Annotated in this window: 4 protein-coding genes; 3 read left to right on the forward strand and 1 reads right to left on the reverse strand. The window is 37.2% G+C overall.

Translation table 11 applies throughout. The features are described from left to right. Positions 1-83: 83 nt before the first annotated feature. Genes MW688_RS24185 through MW688_RS24195 form a run of 3 tightly spaced genes read left to right on the forward strand, consistent with a single transcriptional unit; the run spans position 84 to position 3,127 of the window. Positions 84-311 carry a hypothetical protein gene (locus MW688_RS24185; protein ID WP_486738575.1) on the forward strand — a complete coding sequence of 76 codons (228 nt, stop codon included), beginning with the start codon at positions 84-86 and terminating at the stop codon, positions 309-311. After that, entirely contained in the window at positions 308-1,396 is a 1,089-nt protein-coding gene (locus MW688_RS24190) for a glycosyltransferase family 4 protein (protein ID WP_486738576.1), read from the forward strand. The genes MW688_RS24185 and MW688_RS24190 overlap by 4 nt, the downstream gene beginning before the upstream one ends. Positions 1,397-1,423: 27 nt before the next feature. Next, entirely contained in the window at positions 1,424-3,127 is a 1,704-nt protein-coding gene (locus MW688_RS24195; protein ID WP_486738577.1) for a capsule biosynthesis protein, read from the forward strand. A gap of 398 nt (positions 3,128-3,525) precedes the next feature. Here MW688_RS24195 and MW688_RS24200 read toward each other — a convergent pair whose 3' ends face one another. Further along, positions 3,526-4,602 carry a glycoside hydrolase family 10-like protein gene (locus MW688_RS24200; protein WP_486738578.1) on the reverse strand — a complete coding sequence of 359 codons (1,077 nt, stop codon included), beginning with the start codon at positions 4,600-4,602 and terminating at the stop codon, positions 3,526-3,528. Positions 4,603-5,025 lie beyond the last annotated feature (423 nt).

Raw genomic sequence — 5,025 nt, forward strand, 5'->3', positions numbered from 1 at the left:
CACACCTACAAATACTTCGCCAGTTTGTAGCACTGTGGTTAACAGTTAAACATCTCTATTTGGGCTAAAGAAGTGCTGTTAACTTGACAAACTTTAAAAACATTGACGAGGCGACCTTTACCCTAGAAATAGGAGTTAAACTCATGCGAGTTTTCGTTTTAGATTCCCACAAAAAGCCATTAAATCCAAGCCATCCTGCTAGAGCTAGGCGTCTGGATACAACTATGCAACATAATAATGGTCCCTCATTTCCTCTCATCGCTAACCTGATGAGAGGTTTAGCGAGAGTCTCCATGAGGGCGGAAAGATGAAAATTCTTTACGATCATCAGATGTTTGCTATTCAAAAGTTTGGCGGTATTTCACGTATTTTTATCGAGTTAATGCGAGAATTATCCCAATCTCCCGAATGTTCCCTCGCTTGGTATAGAGGTTGGCATTTAGATAGTTATGATATCTCTGATTATCGTTCTCAACTTTGGCGCTATTGGTCTTTTCCTTGGGTTAATAATTCTCAATTAAATTCAAGATTTTTCAAGTTATTTAATTGGCAAAAAAACTATGATATTTATCACCCTACTTATTACAATGCCAGCCTTTTACAGGATGTAAAGTATCATAAATTAGCCATAACAGTTCATGATTTAATTTTAGAGAAATTTTTAAATAACTTAGAAAGATTTCAACCACAAATCAGAGATAAAAAAATTCTAGTAGAAAAAGCTGATTTAGTTTTTGTTAATTCTCTCAATACCAAAAAAGATTTATTAGAAATTCTTAACATAGAAGAAAGTAAAATAGTTTTAACACCATGGGCAACTAAAATTGACACAGTTATACCTAGTAAACTCCCAGAAAAGGCCCAAGGTAAACCCTATTTTTTATACGTAGGAACACGTTCTAAATATAAAAACTTTCCTATCTTAGTAAAAGCTTTTGCCCAAGATACATGGTTAGCTAAACATTTTAACGTAATTTGTTTTGGAGGAACTAGTAATTTTACTCCTCCCGAACAAGAATTAATCAATGAAAATAACTTAGGAGATAATTTTATTTATCTAGCAGGAGACGATTCTCTACTAAAAAGATTATATTTAGACGCTCAAGCCTTAGTCTATACTAGTCGTTACGAAGGTTTTGGGTTACCATTGTTAGAAGCCATGGTGTGTAACTGTCCAGTTATTTGTTGTCCGATTTCTTCTTTACCAGAAGTGGTGGGAGAAGCGGCTATATATTTTGAATCAGATGTAGTAGAAAGCTTGATAACTAGCTTAAAATTAGTTGTAGAAGACGAAAATCAACGCCAAACCATGTTGGCAAAAGGACAAGAGCGTGCTAGGCTATTCTCTTGGCAAAAAACAGCTCAATTAACCTTAGCAGGATATCAAAGCTTGTAGTTAAATCCAGTAGGGAGTAAAACAATCGTGTCACTGTGGAGTAAACTAAAGAGTTTTGTTAGTAAATCCCCCACTACTTCGCCACCACCGCGGGTGGTTAATTGGCCAGATTGGGAAACAAAACTAGCAACTAATCCAGATTTGTGGTCAAAGGCGAAAGCAAAGGCGGCAGAAGGTCCACCCATACTGATTGGAACTTCAATAGGTGGCTTACTACCAATGTCTCTACCAGAAAGCCTTTTAGCTGTAGCTTTAACCCTAAGAGGTGCCAATGTTCATATCCTGTTATGTGATAAGTTACTCCCTGCCTGTATGAATCTTCAAAAAATAGATATTGATGAATCAGTAATAGCTAATTACGAGTTAGAAAAAGCAAAGTGTAAAGACTGTTATAAAGCAGGACGTCGTTTTTTTGAACCATTGGGGTTAAAAATTCATCTCTACAGTGACTTGTTAACCCCAGCTAATCATCAAGACGCTAAAAGTATCGCTGAGTCTATTCCTTTAGCTGATATTCCTAACTATCGTTATGGGAATTGGGCAATTGGAGAACACGCCTACGCGGGAGCACTACGCTACTTTGCTAGTGGTAATTTAGAGAATGAACCCTTCGCAGAAGTGATAGTCAGGCGTTATTTTGAAGGAGCATTATTAACTGCTTGGGCAACTAACCATCTAATAGAACAAGAAAAATTTACAGCAGCTTGTTTTAATCATGGTATTTATTTACCCCATGGTATCATCGGGGAGGTGTGTCGCGATCGCCCTGAGGGGAAAAAACCTGTAAGAGTAGTCAACTGGAATGTAGCCTATCGCAAACAGTGCTTTATTTTCAGTCATGATGATACTTATCACCATACAATGTTAGCAGAACCACCAGAAACCTGGGAGAATATCCCCTGGGATGAAACCAAAGAAACAGAAATCCTCGACTATCTCAAAAGCCGTTGGTCTGGAAGTCGCGATTGGATTTGGTTTCACGAGAAACCTGATGAGGAAATTGAAAAAATCGCCCAAACTATGGGTTTAGATTTACAAAAACCCATCATCGGTATGTTAACTAACGTTATGTGGGATGCTCAACTACACTATCGAGCCAATGCCTTCCCCAATATGTTAACTTGGGTTTTAGAAACTATCAAATACTTTGCTAATCGACCAGATTTACAACTCTTAATTCGGATTCACCCAGCAGAAATTCGAGGAACTCTCCCTTCTAGACAACCTTTGTTACCAGAAATTACTAAAGTTTGGCCAGAATTACCTCCGAATATATATATTATTCCTCCAGAAAGTCCCGTAAGTACCTACGCGGCTATGTTTCGCTGTGACTCGGTGATAATTTACGGCACGAAAACGGGGGTAGAATTAACTAGTTTTGGTATTCCAGTGATTGTGGGTGGTGAAGCCTGGATTCGTGGCAAAGGTATAACTATAGACCCGTCTACACCATCTGCTTATTTTCAAGCCTTAGATAGTTTGCCAATTAAGAGTAGAGTTACCGGAGAACAGTTAATTCGCGCTCGTAAATACGCCTATCATTTCTTTTTTAGAAGGATGATTCCTCTAAAGCTGATGCAGCCTGTTGAGGGAAAACCTCCCTATAAAATTAATATTAGTAAACTCGATGAATTGCTACCAGGAGTAGATCCCGGGTTAGATTTAATTTGTGAAGGTATTTTATCAGGTTCTCCTTTTGTTTATCCTGCTGAGAAACTCGGTATTAATTAGGAATGTTTTTCTTCTCAAAAAGACATTTTTATCGTAAGTATTCACCCGAACTTTATATACCCCAGTTAAAAACTAGGTTCGTAGTTGGACTTTAGTCCAATAAATATAGAAATTAAATGTTGATAGGGGTAATGTTGGGTTTCGTTACCAAGGACCCAACCTACAAGAGTGCGATCGCCTTTAATCTAGTGTAAATTATAATTAGTATGATAAAAAGTACCCCTTGGTAAGGGATTGAGGGGGATCTTATTCCAAGCGATCGCCTTTAGTCTTATGTAAGTTACAATTGAAGTAAAATAAAAATCAGTATTGATGTAGGTTGGGCCCTTGTCACGAAACCCAACATTAATATTGTTGAGTTACACAACCTTAGCTCCGGCGATCGCTTGTTCGTTTTCTTACGATTTAAAGAAAGATTCTTTGGTCTTAGTTCTAGCTAAGCGGAGAAAACTAAAAGTATACTCATAAGTAAATAGAGAATAACCATAGCCTTGATTTTGTACTACTTTTATTTGTTTTTGAACTTCTTCTAAGGATTTAATATCTAAACCATTACCACTAAAGCCAGTATAAATACCTGCGGCAACAGGTACATGTTTACTAGCCTCTGATAAACCAGAATGAGGTAAAGTTTGATTAACTTCTACACTAGTAGAGCGATAAATTTGTACAACCACCTCGTCAATATAACCCTCATATACCCAATTGAGCCAGCTTTGATTATACTTGTTATAGGCAAAACCTGGAGGATTAGGAGACAAAGAAATTATCCAGTCAGGCTGGATTTTTTTAATAGTGGCAGCAACTTGAGCTGTTAATTGAGTTAATTGATTACTATAGTCACCAAATTCCCTTGGCACGGACCAATGGTCATCTAGTTGAATTCCTGATAACTTAGGATATAAGTAAGCTACTTCGGTAAATAAATCTTTAAAATACTTTTGTACTTCTAAATTACTAGGATCCATCCAAACGCAATCATTAACAATTTTACCATCTGCTAATAACCACTCAGGATGCTGTTTAGCTAGAGAGTCATCAGGATGAAGCATTAAACCATATTCATACCAAGCATAAATTTGTAACCCTTGGCGTTTACCTTGGTAAATCGCTGCGCTTAACAGATTAAACAAAGGTAACCTAGTTTCACCATTGCGATAGCTAACTTTAGTTGGATAGGTTATACCATTATTGTAAACACTAACGTAAACTCGATTAAAATTTAAACTCGATATTTGATGAAAAACATTATCCAGTCTCCCCGTGTAGGCATAAAAAGCATTACCAAGATGGCTTAGCCAAACAGCTTGAATCATTTGCTGTTGTTGAGGTTGATGGGGTGGAGCTTCAGTAATTTTTGTACAACCAGTCACTATTAGTAACAAAACTAAGCCCAACCAAATTATTTTTTTTGCTCTTTTGATGAATAGTTTGATTTGGCGGTGAGGTTTAGCTAATTTTGGTAGACGGCTCATTGCATACAAAATCCCCTTTTTTTTGTAACTACATATATTGTATATTATATTTTGTAGGTTGGGGTGCAATAAACTTACTCAAAATTGCCAGCGAAAGCGGAGAGCGCCTTAGAGGCTGTTTTTTGGTCAATAATCTTGAGTTATTGGGAGGCGCTCTCCGCCACTTCATAAGTTATTTGTGACCCCAAACCATTAACTGGTAAAGGCTGGCAATTTTGAGCAGGTTTTCTCTCGCGGTTAGGCACCAATACTGCGTAGGTTTTGCCTAAATCCCCTGTTGAGACTGCGCAAGGGAGCACGGGAGCAGGTAAGGGTTTTAGACTATTTCAAAATTTTTTCTATTTTACGTTTAATTTTACTTACCTACTTAAATATAGAAATTATAGGTTCGTAGTTGGACTTTAGTCCAATAAATATAGAAAT

Source organism: Johannesbaptistia floridana, from assembly GCF_057440575.1.